Annotated in this window: 15 protein-coding genes and 2 pseudogenes; 5 read left to right on the top strand and 12 right to left on the bottom strand. The window is 72.0% G+C overall.

Features of this window, described 5'->3' with window-relative positions:
- Nucleotides 1–5 precede the first annotated feature (5 nt).
- Genes ACXKR8_RS07975 through ACXKR8_RS07955 form a run of 5 tightly spaced genes read right to left on the bottom strand, consistent with a single transcriptional unit; the run spans nucleotide 6 to nucleotide 7,349 of the window.
- Nucleotides 6–2,048, bottom strand: coding sequence for a phosphocholine-specific phospholipase C (locus tag ACXKR8_RS07975; protein WP_458272191.1), 2,043 nt, complete (start codon nucleotides 2,046–2,048; stop codon nucleotides 6–8).
- Between the two features lie 45 nt (nucleotides 2,049–2,093).
- Nucleotides 2,094–4,091, bottom strand: a complete 1,998-nt coding sequence (locus tag ACXKR8_RS07970; protein ID WP_458272190.1) for a hypothetical protein — start codon at nucleotides 4,089–4,091, stop codon at nucleotides 2,094–2,096.
- A gap of 38 nt (nucleotides 4,092–4,129) precedes the next feature.
- On the bottom strand, nucleotides 4,130–5,056 hold the full coding sequence (locus ACXKR8_RS07965; protein ID WP_458272189.1) for a carbohydrate ABC transporter permease: 927 nt from the start codon (nucleotides 5,054–5,056) through the stop codon (nucleotides 4,130–4,132).
- Entirely contained in the window at nucleotides 5,053–6,021 is a 969-nt protein-coding gene (locus ACXKR8_RS07960) for a carbohydrate ABC transporter permease (protein ID WP_458272188.1), read from the bottom strand. Before ACXKR8_RS07960 ends, ACXKR8_RS07965 begins: the two co-directional genes overlap by 4 nt.
- Nucleotides 6,018–7,349 (bottom strand): ABC transporter substrate-binding protein, encoded by a 1,332-nt coding sequence (locus tag ACXKR8_RS07955; RefSeq protein ID WP_458272187.1) that lies wholly within the window; start codon nucleotides 7,347–7,349, stop codon nucleotides 6,018–6,020. The genes ACXKR8_RS07960 and ACXKR8_RS07955 overlap by 4 nt, the downstream gene beginning before the upstream one ends.
- Nucleotides 7,350–7,520: 171 nt before the next feature.
- Between ACXKR8_RS07955 and ACXKR8_RS07950 the strand changes: the two genes are divergently transcribed.
- Together ACXKR8_RS07950 and ACXKR8_RS07945 are read left to right on the top strand one after the other, a co-directional pair.
- Entirely contained in the window at nucleotides 7,521–8,789 is a 1,269-nt protein-coding gene (locus tag ACXKR8_RS07950; protein WP_458272186.1) for an ROK family protein, read from the top strand.
- 149 nt (nucleotides 8,790–8,938) lie between these two features.
- On the top strand, nucleotides 8,939–10,648 hold the full coding sequence (locus ACXKR8_RS07945) for a sensor histidine kinase (protein ID WP_458272185.1): 1,710 nt from the start codon (nucleotides 8,939–8,941) through the stop codon (nucleotides 10,646–10,648).
- Nucleotides 10,649–10,652: 4 nt separating this feature from the next.
- Here ACXKR8_RS07945 and ACXKR8_RS07940 read toward each other — a convergent pair.
- From ACXKR8_RS07940 to ACXKR8_RS07930, 3 genes and pseudogenes are all read right to left on the bottom strand, one after another.
- Nucleotides 10,653–11,588: pseudogene (locus ACXKR8_RS07940) on the bottom strand (Acg family FMN-binding oxidoreductase); the annotation flags it as partial.
- A 111-nt stretch (nucleotides 11,589–11,699) separates the two neighbouring features.
- Nucleotides 11,700–12,320: pseudogene (locus ACXKR8_RS07935) on the bottom strand (response regulator); the annotation flags it as partial.
- A 160-nt stretch (nucleotides 12,321–12,480) separates the two neighbouring features.
- Nucleotides 12,481–14,874, bottom strand: a complete 2,394-nt coding sequence (locus tag ACXKR8_RS07930) for a phosphoketolase family protein (protein WP_458272182.1) — start codon at nucleotides 14,872–14,874, stop codon at nucleotides 12,481–12,483.
- Between the two features lie 188 nt (nucleotides 14,875–15,062).
- Here ACXKR8_RS07930 and ACXKR8_RS07925 point away from each other — a divergent pair, with 188 nt between their 5' ends.
- Complete coding sequence (locus tag ACXKR8_RS07925; protein WP_462100395.1) at nucleotides 15,063–15,857, top strand: alpha/beta fold hydrolase; 795 nt, start codon at nucleotides 15,063–15,065, stop codon at nucleotides 15,855–15,857.
- Between the two features lie 68 nt (nucleotides 15,858–15,925).
- On the opposite strand, the gene glpK is transcribed toward ACXKR8_RS07925, so the two are convergent.
- From glpK to ACXKR8_RS07905, 4 genes are all read right to left on the bottom strand, one after another.
- The gene (glpK, locus tag ACXKR8_RS07920) at nucleotides 15,926–17,440 is read right to left on the bottom strand and encodes a glycerol kinase GlpK (RefSeq protein WP_458272180.1); all 1,515 of its coding nucleotides are present in this window, start codon (nucleotides 17,438–17,440) and stop codon (nucleotides 15,926–15,928) included.
- Nucleotides 17,441–17,495: 55 nt separating this feature from the next.
- Nucleotides 17,496–18,335: an MIP/aquaporin family protein gene (locus ACXKR8_RS07915; protein ID WP_458272179.1), complete on the bottom strand. Its 840-nt coding sequence runs from the start codon at nucleotides 18,333–18,335 to the stop codon at nucleotides 17,496–17,498.
- Between the two features lie 84 nt (nucleotides 18,336–18,419).
- On the bottom strand, nucleotides 18,420–20,135 hold the full coding sequence (locus ACXKR8_RS07910) for a glycerol-3-phosphate dehydrogenase/oxidase (protein ID WP_458272178.1): 1,716 nt from the start codon (nucleotides 20,133–20,135) through the stop codon (nucleotides 18,420–18,422).
- A 157-nt stretch (nucleotides 20,136–20,292) separates the two neighbouring features.
- On the bottom strand, nucleotides 20,293–21,249 hold the full coding sequence (locus tag ACXKR8_RS07905) for an NAD-dependent epimerase/dehydratase family protein (protein ID WP_458272177.1): 957 nt from the start codon (nucleotides 21,247–21,249) through the stop codon (nucleotides 20,293–20,295).
- Nucleotides 21,250–21,403: 154 nt separating this feature from the next.
- On the opposite strand from ACXKR8_RS07905, the gene ACXKR8_RS07900 reads away from it, so the two are divergent.
- Nucleotides 21,404–22,120: a TetR/AcrR family transcriptional regulator gene (locus ACXKR8_RS07900; RefSeq protein WP_458272176.1), complete on the top strand. Its 717-nt coding sequence runs from the start codon at nucleotides 21,404–21,406 to the stop codon at nucleotides 22,118–22,120.
- A gap of 178 nt (nucleotides 22,121–22,298) precedes the next feature.
- A complete protein-coding gene (locus tag ACXKR8_RS07895; protein ID WP_458272175.1) occupies nucleotides 22,299–22,859 on the top strand; it encodes an STAS domain-containing protein in 561 nt (186 codons plus the stop codon).
- Nucleotides 22,860–22,890: the final 31 nt, after the last annotated feature.

The raw sequence follows: 22,890 nt of genomic DNA, 5'->3' as shown, positions 1-22,890 counted from the left end.
GCTGGTCAGCCGGTGGTGCTGGGGTTGCCGGTCTCGATGTGGCCGGTGCAGCGGCGGCTCCAGGAGGCGTCGCTGCTGACGGTGACCGTGAAGTCGTACCAGCCGTTCTGGGCGGCCACGGCGTTGAAGTAGGGCGCCGCGGTGCTCCCGGCGGCGACCCGGTAGGTCCAGGGGCCGTCGGCGCGGTAGTCGGTCGAGGTGACGGTGAAGGTCACACTGCTGGCTGAGCTGTTGGCCAGGTGGAAGTACAGCGCCGTCTGCCCGGTGTCGGGGGCGGTGGCGTAGCTGGTGCTGGCCTCGACCGACTTGCCTGCCGCCGTGGTGTTGCCGGTGAAGCGGCGCAGGAAGCGGTTGGGGCCGATCAGGGTGAGGTCGTATTTTCCGTTGCCGTAGCCGCTGCCGACGTTGAAGTAGTCGGTGGCGGTGCCGCCGGGGTCGACGGTGTACTGCCAGGGGCCGCCGGTGCGGTCGGCGTTGGCGTAGACGGCGAAGTGGGCGGCGCTGGTGGCCTGGGCGCCCTGGTTCGCCATCTTGATCCAGAGCAGCGTTTTGCCGGCGCTGTCGAACTCCAGGTGGTCCACGAAGCCGTTCGGCTGGTAGGGCAGGGCCCGGGCCGGCTTGCTGCCGGGCTCCTGCACCGGCAGGACGTTGCTGGTCGGGCCGGGGTTGGGCAGTGGATCGCAGCTGGCCTGGCCGATGACGGTGCTGGTGGCGGGTAGTGCGGGCAGTCCGTGCACCGGGTTGGCGAAGTCGAAGGCGCTGGTGAGGTCGCCGCAGACCTTGCGGCGCCAGGCGCTGATGGCCGAACAGGTGGCGGGGGTGCCCAGGGCGGTGGTCCAGGTCTCCAGGAAGCGGATGACCGAGGTGTGGTCGAAGACCTGGGAGTTGACCCAGCCGCCGCGGGTCCAGGGTGAGACCACGACCATCGGGACCCGGAAGCCCAGGCCGATCGGCTGGCCGCTGTAGGACTCGTCCGTGGTGCCCGCGGGGGCGACGGGCGGCGGGACGTGGTCGAAGAAGCCGTCGTTCTCGTCGTAGTTGAGGAACAGCACGGTGGAGTCCAGGACGGTGCTGCTGGCGGCCAGGGCCTGGATGACCTGGTTGACGAAGTGTGCGCCGTCGTTGGGCGGGGCGTCGGGGTGTTCGGAGAAGGCCTGGTTGGCGACGATCCAGGAGACCTGGGGCAGGGTGCCGGCCAGGGCGTCGGCCTTGATCGCGGCGGCGATGTCGTCCGGGGTGGAGCCGGTCACGGCCGGGACCGAGGCCATGCCGCGCTGGTACAGCGGGCTGCTGGTGGCGGCGTTGGCGAACTGGGTGAAGTAGGCCAGGCCGTTGTCGCCGAAGTTGTCGCTCGCGTTCTGGTAGACCTTCCAGCTCACCCCGGCGTTCTGCAGTGATTCGGCATAGGTCTGCCAGCTCAGCCCGGACTCGTCGCCGCCGTCGTAGGCCGGACCGCCCGCCTTGCCGGCCGGGTCGATCGAACCACCCCACAGATAGGTGCGGTTGGGACCGGTGGCCGACAGGATCGAGCAGTGGTAAGCGTCGCAGACGGTGTACGCGTCCGCCAGCGCGTAGTGGAACGGGATGTCCGAGCGGGTCAGATAGCCCATGGTGCGGGTGGAGCCCTTGGCGGCGATCCAGGCGTCCAGCTTCCCGTTGTTCCAGGCGGTGTGCTGGGTGGACCAGGAGTGGTCCAGTGATCCGTCGCACTGGGCCAGGGTCTCGGGGGTCTGCCCGGAGGCGGGTGCGGTGCTGCTCAACTGCCAGGGGTACTGCCGCCCGGAGCCATTGGGCTGGTTGAACACCGAGTAGCCGCCCGACAGTTGCACGGCGGCCCGGTCGCCGAAGCCGCGCACGCCCTTGAGCGCGCCGAAGTAGTGGTCGAAGCTGCGGTTCTCCTGCATCAGCACCACCACGTGCTTCACGTCCGTGATGGTCCCGGTCGCGGCGGCGGCCCTGGGAGTGGAGCCCGGCAGGGCCTCGATGCCGAGGGCCGCGCCCAGGGCGGCCGCTGAGCCCAGAAAGGTACGACGGGTGAGAGGTGACACGGTGAGCCTCCGAATGTGGGGGTTGGAGGAGTGCCGGACGGTGTGTCAGTACTCGAGGACCAGCCAGCCGTGGTGCGGCAGTTCATGGCGGACCTCCACCCGCCCGGCTGTCCCGAAGGCCGGGACCGGGCGCGGTGACGTGAGGGGGGCGAGCAGGGTGGCCAGCGCGGAACGCGGCGGCCCGGGCAGGTCGATGCGGACCCGGGCAGGGTCGGCGCTGCCGTTGACGACGGCGAGCCGGCTCCCGCGCGGGGTGCGGGTCAGTTGCGGGATGAGATGCGGACCGCCGCTGACCAGCGGCAGTCGTGGGTGTGGTCCCTCCAGGAAGCGGATCGCGGCATGCAGCAACTGCTGGCCGTCGTCGTCGTAGGGCAGCGCGTCCGGCGCCGTCGCCGCCAGGACGGCGACCCGGCCGCCGAGGGCGTTGGTGAATCCGCACCGGCCGACGCCCCAGTACTCCAGGCCCGAGGTGAGGATCCGGCTCCAGACGACCGCTCCGGGCAGGGGCTCGAGCCGAGCAACGGCGGGCTGGTTGTTGATACTCAGCACCGCCCCGCCTGACAGCACCTGCTCCACGGCGTAGGGCCCCGGGTCGACCTGTTCGTCCCGGTCGACGATCCCGGTCACCCGGACCCCGATCAGCTCGCCCAGGCCGCGTTCGGCCAGCACGGCGGCTGCCGCACCGTCCAGCAGCAGGCCGTCGGCCAGCATGCCGCGCAGCTCGTCCGTGCCGAAGGACCAGGCGGTCTGCCCGAATACCGCACGCACCGGGGCGGTCCCGGCGCCGGTGGCGGTGACCGGGACGCCGTAGCGCAGCAGGAAGTCCGCGGCCGGGCCGGGATCGACGGCCAGCTCGTCCAGATCCCCGCCGCGTCCGGTGCGCACATGCGCGGCGCTGTCGGTGGCGAACGGCAGGCCGACGCCCTCGGACGGGGCGTCCCGCGGCTGCCGTTCGGCGACCCAGTCCAGCGCCGGACGGGAGCGGATCAGCAGGTCGTGCACCCCGGGGAAGCGCTCGGCCCGGCCGGCCTGCATCGGGTGCAGATTGAGCAGCAGCGCGTCCGAGCCGGCCAGTTGTGCGGTGACCAGCTCCGACCAGGTCTGGGTGTCGGACTTGGACCAGGCGGTGTGCGGCCAGTTCTCGATCTCGGGCTCGCTCTCGACCCAGGGGCCGCGCAGCGCCCGCTGCTGCTCCAGCATCCACACCGAGAAGCTCAACTCCCGCCCGGGGCCGTCGGTGTAGCGGGCGAAGTGCGGACGGTGGACCGTGCGTCCTTCCACCGCGAGGGCCTCGAAGAGGGCGGGCCAGTCCCGTCCCTCGGCCGAGGCCACGCCGAGTTGGGAGCTCATCAGCCCGAGCCGACTGCGTCCGCCGGAACGGCGGGCCACCTCGGCGGCGATCAGCTCGGCGATCTCCAACTGCGCGGTGCGCCAGACCTGTTGCAGCAGCGCCCGCCAGGGGTGCGGCGGCCCGGGCGCGGTGACGGCGGCGACCACCGCCTCGCGGGTGACCGGCTCGTCGGAGCCGGACTGCTGCAGGAGGGAGTGCAACCGGTCCAGCATCGGCTGCTCGAAGCCGCCCCAGCCCAGCGGGGCGTGGTTGTGGTAGCGGAAGTCGTCCTCCAACCACAGGACCCGGGGCAGGAGTTCGGCGAAGCGGCCGTAGTAGCCGACGATCCAGTCGCGCCAGCGCGGGCAGGCGAACGAGGCCTGGGAGCGGGCGGTCACCCCGGTCGGCCCGACCATCGGGGTGAAGCCGAGCCGGTCGGTCCGGCCCCGGTCCGCGTGTCCCGCGGTCACCCAGGGGTTGAGGCTGACCTCGAGACCCGCGTTGCGGAGCACCTCGGTGGCCGTCCGGGCGCAGTCGAACCAGCGGTCCTGCTCCGCGCCTTCCGGGTGCCCGGAGTACAACTCCTCGGCGTGCAGCAGCAGCACCACTTCCTGGACGTCGGCGTCCGCGCAGAACTTGGCGAGCTCGGCGGCGTCCGCCGCGGCGTTGGGGGTGGGGTGGATCTGGAACCGCAGATGGTACCTGGCCTGCACAGATGTACTCCTGGGTGGCTGGGGGCGGGGTCGGCCGGTCATCGCGCGCTGCCCGCGGTCAGGCCCGAGCGCCAGAAGCGCTGGAGCGAGAGGAAGAGCACGACCAGCGGGATCGCGGAGACCATGGCCGCGGTGATCACGATGTTGAACGGCACCGCGGACGGGCCGATGCCGCGTTGCGACTGCCAGCCGACGATGCCCACGGTGACCGGCTGGAGCCGGTCGTTGGCCAGCATCAGCACCGGCAGCAGGTAGTTGGTCCAGATCGCGACGAACTGGAACAGGAAGACGGTGACCAGCGCCGGGGACATCACCCGCAGCGCGATCGCCGCGAAGATCCGGATCTCTCCGGCCCCGTCGATCCGTCCGGCCTCGATCAGTTCGTCCGGGACCGAGGCGGCGGCGTAGATCCGGCTCAGATAGACGCCGAACGGGCTGACCATATTGGGCAGCAGCACCGCCCAGTAGGTGTTGACCAGGTGCGCCTGAGAGAACATCAGATAGAGCGGGATCGCCAGCAGCGGCTGCGGCACCAGCACCGCGGCCAGCACCACATTGAAGGTCAACTCCCGCCCGCGGAAGGAGTACTTGGCCAGGGCGTAGCCGGCCAGCGCGGCGACCAGGGTGCTGACGGCCGCCCCGCCGACCGCGTAGAGGGCGCTGTTGAGCAGCCAGGTGGTGTAGATCCCGCCCTGCCGGGTGAACACCTCGCGCAGGTTGTCCAGCAGCACGACGTGCCCGAACCAGAAGCCGTTGCCGGTGAACAGTCCGGAGCTGGTCTTGGTGGAGGCGACCAGCAGCCACCAGACCGGGGTCAGGAAGTAGACCGCGGCGGGGATCATCACGGCCAGCGTGATCCAGCGGGCCCCGCGCGGGGCGTGCGGCCGGGGCCGTCCGACCGGCGGGCCGACCGGGCGCTCGGCGGCGGGGGAGCGGGGCGTGCGGACGGTGGGTGCGGTGGTCACAGCGCGGCTCCCCGCCGTTGGACGATGCGCAGGAAGCCGAAGGAGAGGGCGAAGGCGAGCGCCGCGAGCAGCACCGACTCGGCGGCTGCGGCGTTGAAGTTGTTGGCGTCGACCTGGCCGTAGGCGGCCAGGATCGGGGTGTAGGCGCTGCTGAGGTTGGGCGCGACATTGTGCAGAATGGTCGGCTCGTTGTAGAGCTGGGCGGTGCCGATGATGGAGAACACCGTGGTCAGCACGAGGGCCGGCCGGACCAGCGGCACCTTGATCCGCCAGGCGACGCCCCAGGCGGAGCAGCCGTCCATGGTGGCCGCCTCGCTCAGCTCGGCCGGGATGGCCTGCAGCGCGGAGTAGATGATCAGCATGTTGTAGCCGGTCCAGCCCCAGGTCAGCATGTTGCCGATGGTGGGGGCCAGCATGGCGTCCGAGGTCAGGTCCAGGCTCAGGCCGAGGTGGTGCGCCGCGGCGGTGATCGGGCTGAGCCCGGGGGCGACCAGGTAGGACCACATGATGGCGCCGACCACCCCGGGCAGGGCGTACGGCAGGAAGAAGGCGAGCCGGAAGAAGCGCTTGAACAGGGTGCTCCGCGCGTCGAGCAGCAGGGCGAGGCCCAGCGCCAGCAGCAGCATCAGCGGCACCTGCACCAGGCCGATCAGCAGCACCCGCAGCAGCGAGCCGCGGAAGGCCGGATCGCCCAGCGCGGTGCTGTAGTTGGACAGCCCGGCGAAGACCCGGGTGGGCGCGGTCAGACCGAGCCCGTCCCGGTGCATCCGGAAGAAGCTCTGGTAGATCGTGTAGCCGATGGGCGCCAGGTACATGGTGGCGAAGAGCAGCAGGAACGGGCCGAGGAACAGGGCGACGGTACGGCCGCGCCGGCGCAGGTGCCGTGGTGGGCGCTGCGGCGGGGGTGCGGGCCGGGCCGCCGCCCGGCCCGCGGTTCCCGGCCGCCCGAGCGGGGCGGTGGTCATCCCTGCGCACCTCCGGAGACCGTGAGCCCCTGCTGCTTCATCTGGGCCACGGTCTTGGTCTGCACGGTCGTCAGCACCGCGCCGAGCTTGGCGCCGCCGGTCTCGGCCTGGCCGAGGCCGTCGCCGAGGTCGGTGCTGGCCTGGGTCATGGTCGGGCCCCACTGCCAGCTGGTGTCGATGCGCGGGGTCTCGGCCTTGAACACGTCGAAGACGGTCTGGCCGCCGTAGAAGGGGTCGGGAGCGCTGAGCGCCGGGTTGGACAGGCCCGCGGTGGCGGCCGGGTAGATGCCGGCCACCTTGATCAGGTTGCTGAGGCTGGCCGGGTCGGTGCTCATCCACTGGGCGAACGCGGTGGCCTCCTTGGGATGGGCACAGCCCTTGAGCACGGCGGTGGAGGAGCCGCCGTCATTGCCGTAGACCGGGTTCGCCGCGTCCCAGACCGGCATCGGCGCGACCGCCCACTTGCCGGAGGTGGCCTTGACGCTGCTGGCGAGGATCGGGGTGTCCCAGACCGCGTTGACGTCGGAGAGGATCTTCCCCTTGGCCATGTCGGCGTAGAGCGAGGGGTCGTAACTCGGGTCGGTCTTCAGCAGCTTCTTGTCGAGCAGGCCCTGCCAGAAGGTCGCCACCTTCTGGTTCGCGGCGCTGTCGACGGACACCTGCCAGGTGCTGTCGGCGGTGCCGAACCACTTGGCGCCCGCCTGCCAGGCCAGGCCCGCGTAGTTGTAGGAGTCGTTGCCGAAGTCGCCGAGGTAGACGCTGGGGTCGGCCTTGTGCACCAGGGCGGCGTCCGCGGCGTACTCGTCCCAGGTGGCCGGGGGCTTGGTGATGCCGTACTTGGTGAACAGGTCCTTGCGGTAGAGCAGCGCCATCGGGGCGGTGTCGACCGGGATGCCGTAGGTCTTGCCGCCGATGGTGACCTGGTTCCAGGTCCAGTCGGCGAACTGGCTCTTGGCCGCCCCGGCGTACGAGCTGACGTCCTGCAGCGCGCCGGCCGCGGCGAAGCTGGGCAGCGTCTCGTAGCCGACCTCGGCCAGACAGGGGGCGTTGCCGGCCTGAACCGCCGTCAGCATCTTGGTGTAGCCGCCCTTGGAACCGGACGCGGTGGTGTCGAAGGACACCTGGATGTCGGGGTGGGCCTTGTTCCACAGCGCCACCGACTTGTCGTAGCCCGGGGCCCAGCCCCAGAACGCCAGCTTCACCGGTCCCGAACCGGTGCTGCCCGCCTTGGCCGGGCTGCTCGAACCGCTCGACGAGCAGCCCGCCGCGGCGGCGACCACCATCGTGGCCAGAGCAACTGTCCGCACCGAGCGTCTGACTGAACGCATGCCAGGTCGCATCGTCACCGTGTGCCTCTTTCCGTCACCCCGGCCGCAGGATGTCTGCGACCGGGCCCGTCCCCGGACTCCCCAAGGGCTATTAGTTCGGCTATTGTTCGAACTAACCTCGTGGATGTCAACAGGTTGAACAGATACGGACGCAGCAGGGAGGATCGAACCGTGAAAGCTGATCTGCGCGGCACCGGCGCCAGGGAGTTGGCCATGTCCGGCCCGCTCCGGGTCAGCGACCGCTCCTCGATCCGGCGCGGCAACCTCGGTCTGGTGCTGCGGCTGCTGCGGGACGAGGGCCCGCGGTCGCGCGCCAGGATCGCCACCGACACCGGGCTGCCCAAGGCCACCATCTCCAGCCTGGTCAACGAACTGGTCGAGAGCGGCCTGGCCCGGGAGGGCGAGGCCGAGCGGGAGGGCGCGGTCGGCCGTCCGGGACTGGCCGTGGAGATCGACGGCAGCACCGTCTGCGGGATCGGCGCGGAGATCAACGTCGACTACCTGAGCGTGCTGGCGCTCGACCTGCGCGGCACGGTCACCGCCGAACGCCGGGTCGCCTTCGACGTACGGGCCGCGGGGGCCGAGGCGGTCTTGGACGAGATCGCCGGGATCGTCCGCCGCACCGTCGACACCCTGCGCGCCGACGGCGTCCGCACCATCGGCGTCACCCTGGCCACCCCCGGCGTCATCGACATGCAGCGCGGGCAGGTCAGCTACGCCTCCAACATCGGCTGGCGCGAGGTGGACGCCCTGGCCGGGCTGGTCCGCCGGCTCGGCCCGGACACCCTGCCGGTGCACCTGGAGAACGACGCCAAGCTCGGTGCGATCGCGGAGTACCTGACCGGCTCGGCCCCCGACGTGCACGACCTGCTCTACCTCACCGGTGAGATCGGGGTCGGCGCGGGCATCATCGCCGGCGGCCAGCTGCTGCGCGGCACGGCCGGACACGCGGGCGAGGTCGGCCACCTGCCGCTTGACCCCGGCGGTTATCTCTGCGCCTGCGGCCGCCGCGGCTGCTGGGAGACCCAGGTCGGCCTGGCCGCCCTGCTGCGCGCCGCCGCCGACCCGGACGACCCGGTCTGCGACCCGTCCGTGGACGTGGAACAGCGGCTGGCCGAACTGCTGCGCAGGGCCCGGGCCGGGGACACCCGCACCCTGGACGCGCTGGACTCCATCGCCACCGCCCTCGGCCCGGGGATCGCCCTGCTGCTGGACGTGCTCAACCCGCAACTGCTGGTGCTGGGCGGGCACTTCGCCTTCTTCGGGCAGTACCTGATCGACAAGGTCAGGCGCACGGTGCACGCCACGGTGATGGCGCCGAACGCGGGCGGCTGCGAGATCATGCTCTCCAACCTCGGCTTCACCGCGGCGGCCCGCGGCGGCGCCTACCTGGCCCTGGATGCGGTCTACCAGGACCCGGGCAACTTGCTCCAGCGCTGACCTGCTGCGACGCTGACCGGGCCCGCCCCCGGTCCGGACCCGGGCCCCCGCCGGTCCTGGGTGGGCCGACCAGGGCAGGGTAGGGGGTCACTGCACCCGTTTCCGGAGCCAGTGGCGACGGTCGGGCAGCAGTCCCTAGGGAGGTTTGGATGACCGGCGCAACAGAGGTCGAACAGAGCGCGCGTGATCCGGACCGTTCGGTGGAGGAGCTCCGGACCCGCTTGGAGCTGGCCCGAGACGCCCGGGACCGGGTGCACGGCCTGCTGGAGGCCGTGCTGGCGGTCGGCCGCGAGCTGGAGCTGGACCAGGTGCTGCGGCACATCGTGGAGTCCGCGGTGGCGCTGGTCGACGCCAGGTACGGGGCCCTGGGCGTGATCGGCGAGGGGCAGCGGCTGTCCCAGTTCATCACGGTGGGCTTCGACGAGGCGCAGGTGGCTGCGATCGGGCCGATGCCGCAGGGGCACGGGCTGCTGGGCGAGCTGATCCGCCACCCGGAGCCGCTGCGGCTGCCGGAGCTGTCCGAGCACCCGGCCTCCTACGGCTTCCCGGCGAACCACCCGCCGATGCACTCCTTCCTGGGCGTGCCGATCCGGGTGCGCGGCGAGGCCTACGGGAACATCTACCTCACCGAGAAGCAGGGCGGCGGCGAGTTCGGGACGGAGGACGAGTCGGTGCTGGCCACCCTGGCGGTGGCGGCCGGAGTCGCGATCGACAACGCCCGGCTGCACAGCCGGGCCCGGCAGCGCGAGCGCTGGCTGACGGCCAGCGCCGAGGTGACCAGCAGCCTGCTCTCCGGCAGCCCCCAGGGCGAGGTGCTGCTGCAGGTGGTGGAACGGGCCCGGGAGATCGCCGGGGCGGACCTGGCGGTGATCGCGCTGCCCTTCGGTGCGCGGGAGCTGGTGGTGGAGCTGGCGGTCGGCGAGGGCGCCGAGGGCCACCGCGGACTGGTGCTGCCCGCCGAGGGCTCCTTCGTCGGGGCCGGGCTGCGCTCCGGGGAGCCGATCATCAGCGCCGACGTCAACAAGGACCCGCGGATCACCGCGGGACCGCCGCGCTGGCAGGGGCTCGGCCCCGCGGTCGCGGTGCGGATGGGAACGGTCGAGGGCGGGGTGCGCGGCGTGCTGATGCTGGCGCGCGAGGAGGGGGCCGCGGAGTTCACCGCCGAGGACGCCGGACCGCTGCTGGGCTTCGCCGGACAGGCCGCGCTGGCGTTGGAACTGTCCGCGCGGCGCAGCGACACCGAGCAGATCACCCTGCTGGAGGACCGCGACCGGATCGCCCGCGACCTGCACGACCTGGCGATCCAGCGGCTGTTCGCGACCGGGATGACGCTGCAGAGCGCCGAGCGCTTCATCGACCATCCGGAGGCCCTGGAGCGGGTGCACCGCGCCGTGGACGACCTGGACGCCACCGTGAAGATCATCCGCTCGACCATCTTCGGGCTGCGCTCCCGGGACGGCGGACCCAGCGGCCACGGCCTGCGGGCCCGGATCGTGGACGCGGTGGAGCGCTCGGTCGCCACCCTCGGCTTCACCCCGGCGCTGCGGATGGAGGGCCTGCTGGACACTGAGGTGCCGGCCCAGTCGATGGAGGCGCTGCTGGCGGTGCTGGGCGAGGCCCTGAGCAATGTGGTCCGGCACGCCCGGGCCCGGGCGGTCGAGGTGACCGTCGCTGCCTCCCGCGCCGACCTGACCCTGACCGTGGTCGACGACGGCGTCGGCCTCGGCGACGGCGTCCGCCGCAGCGGCCTGGCCAACCTCGCCGAACGCGCCGACCAGTGCGGCGGCACCTTCTCCATCGGCCCCGGCCCCCAGGGCGGCACCCTGCTGGTCTGGCAGATCCCCATCAAGCGCAGCTGACCGCTCAGGCAGAGGCGGGAACCGGGGCTTCCAGTAGGGCGGAGGGGAGCTGCCGGGGGCTGGCGGCTCCCTCGGGGCCGTGGCCGAGGCGGATCAGCATCTGCACATGGCCGAGCCGGCCGTGCGGACCGCTCAGCGAGCGGCGCAGGTCGGGCCACTCCATCGCCTGGTGCAGCAGCGAGCTGCGGACCTGGTGCGCGGTGGCCAGCAGCAGCATGTGCTGCATGGCCTGCCCGGCGCGCAGCCAGTCCACCCGGCGGTCATGGGCGGTGGCCAGGGCCAGGACCAGCGGATGCGCCTCGAAGCGGGCGCTCGGCAGCGCCGCCCCGGCGTTGAAGTCCCGCATCGGGAGCTGTCCGGAGCTGTCCCGGGGGCCGGCCGCGGCGAGCGGGACGCCGAAGTGGTCGCCCTGGTGCCGGCCGATCCAGCGGCGGCTCTCCTCCCGGCGCAGCGGATCGGCGCCGGTACGTCGTTCGGCCTCGGCGGTCAGCGCCAGCATCCGCCGGGTCTCGGCCGGATCGGGCCGCACCAGCCTGGCGCCCTCCACCTGGGCGGCCTCAAACAGTTCGGAGACGGTCGCGGTGGCGACCGGACGGGGCCCGTAGGGCTGTCGGCTGCTGTGCCGGCGCCAGATCGCGTCGAAGAGGTCAGGTCCCGCACCGGATCCGGACCGCCGGGTGTCGGCGAACCTGATCTGGGCCAGTAACTGCGGCTCGGACAGGTCCGGCAGCAGCCGCACCATGGCCTGCCAGCCGAAGTGCCGGGCGGCCGCGCGCAGATTGAACACGGCTGCTCCCACCGACAGGTGCAGGGCCCGCCCGGTCGGGTCGATCGCCCGCAGGGCACGTTCGGGGACGGCCCTGACCTCCAGGGTGAGCGTGCCGGGACGGAGCCGGTAGCGCCACGGCTGGGAGTTGTGGATGGACGGCGCGGCCCCGGCGGCGGTGAGGATCTGCTCCAGCCGCGCCGTGTCGAGATGCCGCGGCGACAGGGTGGCGCTCATGAGCCGCGCCCCCGCGCTCATGACCCCTGCCCCTGGTTCTTTGCCGATCAGCATGGCGGCCTGGATCCGGCGTTCGACGCCGAGCTTGGCGAGGATGCGGGAGATGTGGTTCTTGACGGTCTTCTCGGCGAGGAAGAGGCTCTGGCCGATCTGCCGGTTGGTCATGCCGTCGCCGATCAGGTTCAGGATGCCCAGTTCGCGTTCGGTGAGCTGGGCCAGCAGCGGGTCGGTCTCCGGGGCCGGGTCCTGCTGCCGGCGCAGGCTGTCCATCAGCCGTCCGGTGGTGGCCGGGTCCAGCATCGACTGTCCCGAGGCGACCGTGCGGACCGCGGCGACCAGGTCGGAGCCCTTGATCTGCTTCAGCACATAGCCGGCCGCGCCGGCCATGATCGAGTCGAGCAGGGCGTCGTCGTCGTCGAACGAGGTCAGGATCAGGCAGGCGAGTTCCGGCATCCGCGAGCGCAGCTCCCGGCAGACGGTGACGCCGTCGCCGTCCGGCAGCCGCATGTCGAGCACGGCGACCTGGGGGCGCAGGGCCGGGATCCGGACCAGGGCCTGGGCGCAGGTACCCGCCTCGCCGACGACGGTGATGCCGTCCTCGGCCTCCAGCAGGTCGCGTACCCCGCGTCGGACCACCTCGTGGTCGTCCAGCAGAAAGACCTGGATCATGGGGTTCCTCGCAGAGGGTGCGTTGCCGGGCGCCGGGCGGGGCGTACGGCCCGGTGCCCTGCCAGCATGGCCCCCGGCGTCCCCGCGGGCACAGGGCCGACCGGCCCTTTTCGACCCACTGCCTGTTTTGTCGCGGGCGCCGGGAGCTGCTGCGGGTCCATCAGCCGGTCGTTCCGGTGGTCCAGACCCAGTCGCGGATCTCGGGGAGGTCCTGGCCGTGGATGCCGATGTAGCGGGTGTGCTCGACCAGCTTGTCCTGCATCTGCTGCTTGAGGTGGTCGCCGCTGGCGCCGATCTGCGGGACCCGGTCGATCACGTCCATGACCAGGTGGAACCGGTCCAGCCGGTTCTGCACGCGCATGTCGAAGGCGGTGGTGATGGTGCCCTCCTCGTTGTAGCCGCGCACATGCAGATTGCGGTTGGTGCGGGCGTAGGTGAGCCGGTGGATCAGCCAGGGGTAGCCGTGGAAGGCGAAGACGATGTGCTTGTCCCGGGTGAACAGCGAGTCGTAGTCGGCGTCGCTGAGCCCGTGCGGGTGCTCGGTCTCCGGCTGCAGTTTCATCAGGTCCACCACATTGACCACCCGGACCTTGAGCTGCGGCAGGTGCTCGCGCAGGATCGAGACCGCGGCCAGCACCTCCAGGGTGGGGGTGTCGCCGGCGCAGGCGAGCACCACGTCGGGCTCGGTTCCCTCGTCGTTGCTGGCCCACTGCCAGATCCCGGCGCCCTCGGCGCAGTGCACCGCGGCGGCCTCCATCGGCAGCCACTGCGGCATGGCGCGCTTGCCGGCCACCACCACATTGACGTAGTTGCGGCTGCGGAGGCAGTGGTCCATCACCGAGAGCAGGCAGTTGGCGTCCGGCGGCAGGTAGACCCGGACCACGTCGGCCTTCTTGTTGACCACATGGTCCAGGAAGCCGGGATCCTGGTGGGTGAAGCCGTTGTGGTCCTGCTGCCAGACGTGCGAGGTGAGCAGGTAGTTCAGCGAGGCGATGTCGCGGCGCCAGGGCAGCTTCTTGGTGATCTTGAGCCACTTGGCATGCTGGTTGAACATGGAGTCGACGATGTGGATGAAGGCCTCGTAGCAGTTGAACAGGCCGTGCCGGCCGGTCAGCAGATACCCCTCCAGCCAGCCCTGGCACTGGTGCTCGCTGAGCATCGAGTCCAGCACCCGGCCCTGCGGGGCCAGGAACTCGTCCCCCTCGACCGTCTCGCCCTGCCACTGCCGGCTGGTCACCTCGAAGACCGGGCTGAGGAAGTTGGACACGGTTTCGTCCGGGCCGAACAGCCGGAAGTTGCGGTGGTCCTCGTTGAGCGCGGTCACATCGCGCAGGAAGCCGCCCAGCACCAGGGTGTCCTGGGCCTGCACCGCGCCGGGGGCGGGGACGTCCACGGCGTGGGAGCGGAAGTCCGGCATCCGCAGGTCCTTGAGCAGCTGGCCGCCGTTGGTGTGCAGATTGGCGCCCATCCGGCGGTCGCCCTTGGGGGCCAGCTCGGCGAGTTCGGGCACGAGTGCGCCGTCGGCGTCGAACAGCTCCTCGGGGCGGTAGCTGCGCATCCACTGCTCCAGCTGGCCCAGGTGGCCCGGGTGGTCGGCGTCGACCAGCAGCGGGACCTGGTGCGAGCGGAAGGTGCCCTCGTTCGGCAGGCCGTCGACCTCGACGGGGCCGGTCCAGCCCTTGGGGGAGCGCAGCACGATCATGGGCCAGCGGGGCCGGGTGCTGTCACCGGTGCTGCGGGCGTGCTCCTGGATGCCGTGGATGCTCTCGACGGCGCGGTCCAGGGCGGCGGCCATCAGCTGGTGCATGGCCTCCGGCTCGTCTCCGGAGACGAACAGGGGCTCCCAGCCGCAGCCGCGGAAGAACTGCTCCAGCTCCTCCTCGCTGATCCGGGCCAGGATGGTGGGGTTGCTGATCTTGTACCCGTTGAGGTGCAGGATCGGCAGCACCGCGCCGTCGGCGGCGGCGTTGAGGAACTTGGTGGAGTGCCAGGCGGTGGCCAGCGGCCCGGTCTCGGCCTCGCCGTCGCCGACCACGCAGGCCACGACCAGCTCGGGGTTGTCGAACACGGCGCCGAAGGCATGGCTGAGCGAGTAGCCCAGCTCTCCGCCCTCGTGGATGGATCCTGGCGTGCTGGGGGCCACGTGGCTGGAGATGCCGCCGGGGAAGGAGAACTGGGTGAACAGCTTCTTCATCCCGGCCTCGTCCTGGCTGACGTCGGGGTAGACCTCGCTGTAGGAGCCCTCCAGGTAGGTGTGGCCGACCAGGGCCGGACCGCCGTGGCCGGGGCCGGCCACATAGAACATGTCCAGGTCGTACTTCTTGATCACCCGGTTCAGATGGACGTAGATGAAGTTCTGCCCCGGGGTGGTGCCCCAGTGGCCGACGATCAGCGGCTTGATGTCGGTCAGCTTCAGCTCCCGCTTCAGCAGCGGGTTGTCGTAGAGGTAGAGCTGGCCCACCGACAGGTAGTTCGCCGCCCGCCAGTAGCCGTCCATGGCGTTCAGCAGGTCCGGGTCCAGTACGGGTGCGGGTGCGGATACGGGTGCGTCCATGGCTCGGGGCTCCTTGTGGGCAGGTGACGGGGAGGGGCGGTGGCGTCGCGGGTCAGTGCCATCCTGGTTCGCGGGCCGGGGGAAGCGCAGGGCCTGGTGGGGCTGTGACAGGGGCCATTGGTCCCGGATCCGCTGCGCCGCACCGATGAGTTCTGCGGCCCGGGGGAGTCTCCCTGAGCATGAACACCATGAACGCGACGAATCCTGAGCACTCCGTGGTCTCCAGTGACGGCACCGTGATCGCCTATCAGCAGGTCGGCGCGGGTCCTGTCGTGGTCATCGTCTCCGGCGCCACCTGCACCGGGGCCGCCGACGCGCCGCTCGCCGCCCTCCTGGCCGAGCGCTTCACCGCGGTCACCTACGACCGCCGCGGACGCGGCGCCAGCGGGGACACCCGGCCCTACACGGTCGCCCGCGAGGTCGAGGACCTCGCCGCCCTGATCGCGGCGCTGGGCGGCAGCGCCGCCCTGTTCGGCATGTCCTCCGGCGGGGCCCTGGCGCTGGAGGCGGCGGCCGCCGGCCTGCCGGTGACCCGGGTGGCGGCCTACGAGCTGCCGTTCACGCTGGATGAGGCGGGCGTGCCCGACCGGCTCAAGCACGCCGTGGAACTGCGGGAGCTGCTGGCGGCCGGCCGGAACGGGGACGCGGTCGCACACTTCCTGGTCGGCACCGGCATGCCGCAGCAGGCCGTCGACGGCATGCGCCGGGCGCCCTGGTGGGGCGGGATGGAGGCGGTGGCGCCCACGCTGGCCTATGACTTCGAGATCCTGGGCGACTGTCTGGTGCCGGTGGACCGGCTGGCCCAGGTGCGGGTGCCGGTCCTGGTCGCCACCGGCGGGGACGGATCGGGGGAGATGGGCGAGGCCGGGCGCGCTGCGGCGCAGGCTGCGCCCGACGGCCGGCACCGGCTGCTGCCGGGCCAGACCCACCAGGTCGCACCGGAGGCGCTCGCCCCGGTGCTGCTGGAGTTCCTCGGCGGCTGAGCCCGGCCCGCGTCGGGGCCGGGCCCGGCCCGCGACGGCCGGGTCGCGGCGGCCCGGCCCGCGTCGGCCTACTCCACGTCGGCCCAGTTCAGGGTGCGCTCGATGGCCTTCTGCCAGCCCTTGTAGCCGGAGTCGCGGGTGGCCTGGTCCCACTGCGGCTCCCAGCGCTGGGCCTGGTTCCAGTTGGCCTTCAGCTCCTCGGTGTCCCGCCAGAACCCCACGGCCAGCCCCGCCGCGTAGGCGGCGCCGAGCGCGGTGGTCTCGGCGACCTTGGGCCGGATCACCGGTACCCCCAGCACATCGGCCTGGGTCTGCATGCACAGGCCGTTGGCGGTCACCCCGCCGTCGACCTTGAGCACCGCCAGCTCCACCCCGGAGTCCTTGACCATGGCCTCGACCACGTCCCGGCTCTGGTAGCAGATGGCCTCCAGGGTGGCCCGGGCGATGTGCGCGTCGTTGTGGAAACGGGCGAGCCCGACGATCGCGCCGCGCGCGTCCGAGCGCCAGTAGGGCGCGAAGAGACCGGAGAAGGCCGGCACGAAGTACACCCCGGCCGAGTCCTCGACCTTGCGGGCCAGGGTCTCGCTCTCGCCGGCGTTGCTGATGATGTGCAGCTGGTCGCGCAGCCACTGCACGGCCGAGCCGGTCACCGCGATCGACCCCTCCAGGGCGTAGACCGGGTCCTGGCCGTCGAACTGGTAGGCGACCGTGGTGAGCAGGCCGTGCTGGGAGCGCACCGGTTCGCTGCCGGTGTTGAGCAGCATGAAGTTGCCGGTGCCGTAGGTGTTCTTGGCCTCGCCCGGCGCGAAGCAGACCTGTCCGACGGTGGCGGCGTGCTGGTCGCCGAGGATCCCGCTGATCGGGATGCCCGCCAGCGGGCTGGCGTCCGGCGACTCCCCGTACCCCTCGGGCGCGTTGGACGGCTTGATGGTGGGCAGCATCGCGCGCGGGATGTTGAAGAAGGACAGCAGCTCGTCGTCCCAGTCCAGCGTCCGCAGGTCCATCAGCATGGTGCGGGAGGCATTGGTGACGTCGGTGACGTGGACGCCGCCGCGGACGCCGCCGGTGAGGTTCCACAGCACCCAGGTGTCGACCGTGCCGAAGATCGCGTCGCCGCGCTCGGCGTCCTTGCGGACGCCGTCCACGTTCTCCAGGATCCACTGGATCTTGCCCGCGGCGAAGTAGGTGGCGGGCGGCAGTCCGGCCTTGGCGCGGATGACGTCGCCCTTGCCCTCCCGCTCCAGCGCGCTGGCGATGCGGTCGGTGCGGGTGTCCTGCCAGACGATGGCGTTGTAGTACGGTCGGCCGGTCTTCCGGTTCCACACCACGGTGGTCTCGCGCTGGTTGGTGATGCCGAGCGCGGCCAGGTCGCCGGCGCCCAGGCGGGACCGGTTGAGCCCGGTGGCGATGACCGAGCGGGTGCGCTCCCAGATCTCGACCGGGTTGTGCTCGACCCAGCCCGACTTCGGCAGGATCTGCTCGTGTTCCATCTGCTGGATGGCGACTTCGTTCCCGTCATGATCGAAGATCATGAACCGGGTGCTGGTGGTGCCCTGGTCGATCGCGGCGACGTAGTCCGCCATGTCGGCTGCCTTCCACGGGTGGTGGTCGTTGCGGGGTGTCGGTGGGTCGGGGGAGTCACTCGTCGTCGGTCAGGACCCGCCCGGACGGGGGATCCTGGGCGGGCAGGAAGCGGGCGATCAGGAACTGGTAGGCGCCGGCCCCGATCAGACCGCCGATCAGCGGCCCCACGATGGGGACCCAGAAGTACAGTTCCCCGTACTGGTCGCGCCAGGCACCGTGGTAGCCGGTGATGAAGCTCGCCAGCCGGGGGCCGAAGTCGCGGGCCGGGTTGATGGCGTAGCCGGCGTCGGTACCGAAGGACATGCCGATCGCCACCACCAGCAGGCCGGTGATCAGGCCGCCCATATTGGCCTTGGGGGCCGTGTTCAGCACATCGGTCAGGGCCATGATGACCAGCAGCAGGATGGCCGTGCCGATGATCTGGTCGCGCAGCGCCCCCCACTCGCTGACCGGGAAGGTGCCGTTGCCCGGCAGGGTGGAGAAGACGCCCTGGGTCTTCAGGGTGTGGCCCGGGTCCGCCTTGGCCAGGACCTCGGTGTAGTTCCAGCGCACCAGCAGCGCGGCGACGAACGCGCCCGCCGTCTGCGCCAGCGCGTAGGGGGCGACCTTCGCCCAGGAGAAGCCGCGGAAGGCGGCCAGGGCGAGCGTCACCGCCGGGTTGAGGTGGGCGCCGGACATCCGGGCGGCGACATAGACGCCCAGGGTCACGCCCAGGCCCCAGGCCCAGGCGATGCTGTCGTGGCCGCCGAGCGCGGCCCCGCTGACCTGGGCGACCACGCCCACACCGAACAGGATCAGGATCATCGTGCCGACGAACTCCGCCACCATCTCGCCGAGCAGTCGGCGGGACGCGCTGGGCGGCGGTGCGGGGGCTAGCGGGAGCGCCGAGGACATGGGGGTGGACCCTTCTCAGTACGGGGGAGTACGGGAGGCGGTCGGTGCGGAGCAGCCGGTGCGCGGCAGCCGGGTGCGCAGGGCTCAGTGCAGCGGGAGGATGTCGGGTGCGCCGAGCCTCGCGGCGTCCGCGGTCTGGTCGTCCGGCTGCTGCTGGGCGTCGCGCTCGGCCTCCACCCGCTTGCGGTAGTGCTCGACCTCGTTGCGGACCTGCTCCTCGTTCCAGCCCAGCGGCCCGGCCATCAGCGCCGCCGACCGCTCGGCGGCGGCCAGGCCGCGGTCCCAGGACTCGATCGAGGCCCGGGTGCGCCGGGTGAGCACGTCGTCCAGGTGGCGGGCGCCCTCGTGGGTGGCCGCGTAGACCACCTCGGCCTCCAGGTAGTCGTCCGCCCCGGCCAGCGGCGCGCTCAGCTCGGGGGCGGCCCGGATGATCTCGAGCACCTCGTCGATCAGCGACCCGTAGCGCTTGAGCAGGTGTTCGATCCGGACCACATGCAGCCCGGAGCTCTGCGCCAGCTGCTGACGCCGGTTCCACAGCGCGCGGTAGCCGTCCGCGCCGACCAGCGGCACGTCCTCGGTGACCGAGGGGGCCGGGACCACGCCGTCCAGGGTGCGCACCGCCTCGTCCACCGCGTCCTTGGCCATCACCCGGTAGGTGGTGTACTTGCCGCCGGCCACCACCACGAGCCCGGGGACCGGGTGGCCGACCAGGTGCTCGCGGGAGAGCTTGCTGGTCTCGGCGGCGTCCCCGGACAGCAGCGGCCGGAGCCCGGCGTACACGCCTTCGACGTCGTCCCGGGTGAGCGGGGTCGCCAGCACCCGGTTGACGTGTTCGAGCAGGAAGTCGATGTCGCGGGAGCTGACCGCGGGGTGCTGCTTGTCCAGGTCCCAGTCGGTGTCGGTGGTGCCGATCAGCCAGTGCCGTCCCCAGGGGATCACGAACAGCACGCTGGACTCGGTCCGCAGGATCAGCCCGGACTGGGAGTTCACCCGGTCCCTGGGCACCATGATGTGCACCCCCTTGGACGCCCGGACGTGGAACTGGCCGCGGGTGTCGGCCAGCGCCTGGGTGTCGTCGGTCCAGACCCCGGTCGCGTTGATCACCTGCTTGGCGTGGACCTCGAACCTGCGGCCGGTCTCCAGATCGGCCACCAGCGCCCCGGTCACCCGCTCGCCCTGCCGCAGGAAGCCCTCGACCCGGGTCCGGTTGGCGACCTGCGCGCCGTAGGCGGCGGCGGTGCGGGTGATCATCATGGTGTGCCGGGCGTCGTCCACCTGCGCGTCCCAGTACTGGATCGCCCCGACCAGGGCGTCCGACTTGAAGGCCGGCACCTCGCGCAGGGCATGGCGCCGGCTCAGGTGCCGGTGGTGCGGCAGGCCGCGGGCATTGCCCGAGGTGACGCCCATGGTGTCGTAGAGCAGCACCCCCGCGCCGACATAGGGCCGCTCCCACACCCGGTGCTTCAGCGGGTAGAGGAACTTCACCGGGTGCACCAGGTGCGGGGCCAGCCGCTGGATCAGCAGGCCCCGCTCCTTCAACGCCTCCTGGACCAGCCGGAAGTCCAGCATCTCCAGGTAGCGCAGCCCGCCGTGGATCAGCTTGCTGGAGCGGCTGGACGTCCCGCTGGCCCAGTCCCTGGCCTCCACCAGGCCGACGCTCAGCCCGCGGGTCACCGCGTCCAGGGCGCAGCCCGCCCCGACCACACCGCCCCCCACCACCAGGACGTCCAGCTCCCCGCCCGACTCCATGGCGTGCAACGCGTCCTGGCGGGCCTGCGGCGACAGGGCTATCGGCCTCATCGGCCTTCTCCTTCGTCCGGTGACCGCAGTCCGGTGACTGCGGCGACGTGCTCGAAGCCATCGGAACAAGCAATGGGCGCGGGCGCACCCGTAGAGCCGCTGGGTGCCGCCAAACGAGTCCCCGGGGCCGGGGCCGGGCGAGGTGGGCGCGGCCCGTTCAGGGCTGCGGCTGGGCGAGCAGGGCGCGGTACCACGCGACGGTCGCGTCGAGGGTGTCGCCCAGGGCGGTGGGCGTCGCGTCGAAGGCCTGCTCGAAGGCGGAGGAGTCCATCACCTGCGGCTCGGTGTGCTGGTAGAACAGCTCGGCGTAGGCGTCCACGAATTGCTGGTCGAACGGCCCGAAGGGGCGCGGTGTGTCCAGGACGACGGTCTTCAGGGGCTGCCCCACCCGGTCCTCGATCATCTGCAGCACCTGCCGGGTGGTGACGGCGGGGGCGGTCGGCAGGTGCCAGACCCGGCCGTCCGCCTCGGGGTGCTCGCCGAGGGTGGCCAGCCCGGCCGCGACGTCGAGGATGTTGGTGAAGCTGTGCGGCAGGTCGATGTCGCCCAGGGCCATCACCTCGGTCCCGGTCAGCGCACCGGGGAAGACCGCCCCGCCCATGGTCGAGTTGAGCACCCCGGGGCCGGTGAAGTCGGCCGAGCGCCCCAGCACCACCGAGGCGCGGCCCTCGCGGTGGGCCGCCAGGTAGTTCTCGTCGAGCTCGGCGCGCATCCGGCCCTTGGCGGTGGCGGCCCGCCACGGGGTGTCCTCGGTCATCACCTCGCCGTGCGTCTCGCCGTAGGGGTAGAGGGTGTCCAGCACCACCAGCCGCGCCCCGACCGCCTCCACCGCGCCCAGCACGGCCCGCTGGATGCCGGGCATCGCCGCAGTCTGCAGGTGGTAGGCCACGTTCACGCAGTGGTAGACGACAGCGGCGCCGGCGATGGCTTCGAGGGTTCCGTCGAGGGTGCTCGCGTCGCCCGCACGGCGCTCCACGCCGGTGATGGGGGCGCCGGTGCCGGAGCGGTCGACCAGGCGCACGGGGTGCCCCCGGCGGGCGAGCTCGGTGGCCAGCGCGGTGCCGGCGGGTCCGGCGCCGAGGACGACGTGCAGGTCGGTCGAATTCGTGGACATGGCGGACTCGTCTCAGTCGGCTGGCCCGGTTGGACCAGGTGCGGCGTGCCCTTCGGTGGCGCGCCGTCTGTTAGACACCGTAACTCTTGTGAGTGTGTATCGCAAACACTAGGTGTTGTAAGATTTCGGAGACCCAGCCGCACGAGAGGACGCCATGCCGGACGCGACACCGAACCCCAGGGCCCGCTACCGGGAGCAGACCCGCGCACAGATCAAGGACGTCGCGCTGCAGCAGCTGGCCGAGGGCGGAGCCCAGTCGGTCGCCCTCACCCGCATCGCGAAAACGGTGGGACTCTCCGGGCCGGCCCTCTACCGGTACTTCACCAACCGCGACGACCTGCTCAACAGCCTGATCCGGGACGCCTACGACGACGCCGGCGCGGCGATGGGGCGGGTCGGCGCCGAGCTGGCCGACGGCAGCCCGCGGGCCGGGCTGCAGCTGCTCGCCGGCGCGTACCTCGACTGGGCCACCGGCGAACCGCATCGCTACCTGCTGATCCAGGGCACCCCGGTGCCCGGCTACGCGGCGCCGCCCGACACCCTGCTGCGCGCCCGCGCCGCGCTGAGCCCGTTCGTGAAGCTCTTCGCCGCGGGGCGGGCCGGAGCCGCGGTGCAGCCGGTGGTGGAGGAGATGGACGCCTGGGTGCGCCAGGACGAATCCGCCGCCGCGTGGCTGCGGGAGTGCACCGGACTGGCCCCGGACCACGCCCGAGCGGGCACCGCGCTGGCCGGCACGGTGCTGGCCTGGTCCCAGCTGCACGGCACCGTCAACCTGGAGGTCTCCGGCCAGTTCGCGGGCATGGGGCACCGGGCGAGGACGCTGCTCGTCGGCCAGATGGACCTGCTCGCCGAGGCCTTCCAGCTGCACTGAGCCCGGTCGGAGCCCGGTCGGAGCCCTGTTCCGGGGCCCTGGCGGACGGCACCAGGCCTACCCAGGCTTACGGCCGGGCCCTGCGGGAACATGTCCTCAGGGCCCAGGGTTGCGTGCGCCCCCTCGATCCGGAGCGGCCCGGTGCCCTCCGTTCGTCCCAGACCGGTTGGCAGGAAGCGTGCTGAACGTAGAGATCGAACACCTGCCGGGGGCTGCCGCGGTGCTGCGCCCGGTGGGCGAGCTGGACCAGGACTGCGCCGCGGTGCTGGAGCACGCCGCCACCGAGATCCTCGGCACGGGCCGGACCGTGCTGGTCATGGACTGCGCCGCGCTGGGGTTCGCCGACTCCACCGGCCTCAACGTGCTGCTGCGCACCCACCTGCTGGCCGCGGCCCACAGCGGGGCGCTGCACCTGGCCCGGCCGCAACCGGGGCTGCTGATCTGCCTGACCCTGACCGGCCTGGACACCGTCCTGCGGCTGCACCCGGACCTGCCCACCGCGCTCAGCGCCGCAGGCCAGCTGCCTGCGCCGGCCGCCGCCCCTGTGTCGGCGAACCCCGCACCGGTCGAGCATCCGCCGTCAGCCCCGGACCGGACCCCCGCCGACACCCCGCCGCGCCCCGAACCACGTACCCCGCGCGAGACCCTGGCGGAGCTGACCCGACGCCACATCGCGCTGCGCCAAGGGCGACGCGACGCCCGCTCCGCCGCGCGCCCCGGCCCGGGGGAGCAGGCCTGACCCGGGGGAGCAGGCCTGACCCGGGGGGTGA

This window comes from Streptacidiphilus sp. PAMC 29251, from assembly GCF_054208735.2.
This window is presented reverse-complemented; position numbering and strand designations above follow the sequence as displayed.